The following is a 1,544-nucleotide window of genomic DNA, read 5'->3' as shown; positions in this document are numbered from 1 at the left end:
GCCGCGACATTGCCGTAGCGGTCGAACATTTCGCGCAGGTAGGCCGTGCCCGCGAAGATATTATCGCGCGGATCATAGGGATCGCGGCCAAGCCGGTGACGGATGCGCAGACCCGCCCAGGTGTCGGGCATCACCTGCATCAATCCGATAGCACCTGCGGAGGAAATTGCGCGTGCATTGCCCGCGCTCTCGGCCCGCATGACGGCGCGAATCCAATGCTCCGGGATATCGAACCTCTGCGATGCCTCAGTGATATACGCCGCATGGGGATCGGTAATGGCCGCGCGCGTGACGGGCGCGGATTGTGCAAACGCGACGCCCGGTGCGACGCAGATGGAAAGTGCGCCGATCATTGCCGACACTGCGCAGAGAATGGCGGGTGTTCGCATGGCCTTACTCCCGTCCTTCGCGCGGTTTCTGACGGTTCCAGTGCAGCGACCAGGAGGTTTCATCGTCACCGTTCTGGAAGAGATTTGCCCGGATCGCCTGCGGCAAAGCGGGATCGTCCAGCAGGACGGACAGGTAGTTGCCAGCCTTTTCGCCGGTGCGTTGCCACGCCGCACCGACCTCCGGGCCATCGGCATCACGGTGATGGATGCGGTAGTCCGGTGCGTTTTCGGCATCGCCTTCGGCGGGGATGATCGCCAGTTCGATGTCGAGCGTGAGGGTCTGCACGCGCCCGGAAAAGCCGGATTGTTCGCGGGTGAATTGACCGATCTGGGGCATTGAAAATCTCCTGTGGTTGATTGTCGGGATTGGGGTCAGGGTGTCGGCGCGCGCCACTGGTAGCGGCCGTCGCCCTGTTCATCGGTCCAGAGCGGGACCGCGCGACCGATGACTGAACTGGCGGGAAGCGGGCCGAAATAGCGGCCATCGAGGCTGTCCGGGATGTTCCGGTTCATCAGGAAAAGCTGATTGAGGCCGATGATCTGGCAGCCCTGCCAGACCGGCAGATCGCGGCCCATTCGGTCGCGCTCCAGCGCTTCGCCCATCACGATCCCGTCCACGGTAATGGTGCGGCTAATGCGGCAAACCTGTTGCCCCGGCAGGCCAAGAACGCGTTTCAAAAGCGGCACGTCACGCCCGACATAGCCGCGCTCCACAATGAAGCTGGCGAGCGGTTCAGGCGGCATGACCGCGACCAGATCAGACGCGTCGATCCGGGCCGCAGGCTCGACGGTGTAGAAGCCGACAGGCACGCTGGCCGTTTCGTTCCAGATCAGTTTCGTGGGCCAATCGACCGCTCCTGCGGCGGCGATGGTGATGGCGGCCAGCGCCGTGACGGTGAGAATACGCCGCCGGGTCATGGCGCAATCCTGCGGCGATGCAGCCAGGCGGCATGGCGCTCGGGTGTGTAGCTGTGCGGTTCCAGATTGGCGGTCAGGCGGTTGTGAATGTGCCGCCAGTGATCGGGCGAGGCATCCGCCGGATCGAGGCCAAGTGTTTCCACCGCGTCGATGGCGGCAAGCGCACGCTGCACCTTTGGCCAGCCATTGAGGCGCAGCAGGATTTCTCCGCCCGGACGGACATAGGGCAGAGTCTGG

General features: G+C 64.0%; 4 protein-coding genes. All 4 read right to left on the bottom strand.

Going from position 1 to position 1,544, the window contains the following annotated elements; all coding sequences use genetic code 11:
- Positions 1-353, bottom strand: a 353-nt coding sequence (locus ACK5L9_RS23570; protein ID WP_416913894.1) for a lytic transglycosylase domain-containing protein, incomplete at its 3' end; no start/stop codon positions are given.
- A 40-nt stretch (positions 354-393) separates the two neighbouring features.
- Positions 394-726, bottom strand: coding sequence for a DUF736 domain-containing protein (locus tag ACK5L9_RS23565; protein ID WP_416913893.1), 333 nt, complete (start codon positions 724-726; stop codon positions 394-396).
- Positions 727-761: 35 nt separating this feature from the next.
- Positions 762-1,307, bottom strand: a complete 546-nt coding sequence (locus ACK5L9_RS23560; RefSeq protein WP_416913892.1) for a S26 family signal peptidase — start codon at positions 1,305-1,307, stop codon at positions 762-764.
- Positions 1,304-1,544, bottom strand: a 241-nt coding sequence (locus tag ACK5L9_RS23555) for a DUF2840 domain-containing protein (protein WP_416913891.1), incomplete at its 5' end; no start/stop codon positions are given. The genes ACK5L9_RS23560 and ACK5L9_RS23555, both read right to left, overlap by 4 nt.

The sequence above is a fragment of the Paracoccus sp. (in: a-proteobacteria) genome (genome assembly GCF_047973135.1).
In the GTDB taxonomy this organism is placed as follows: Bacteria; Pseudomonadota; Alphaproteobacteria; order Rhodobacterales; family Rhodobacteraceae; genus Paracoccus.
This window is presented reverse-complemented; position numbering and strand designations above follow the sequence as displayed.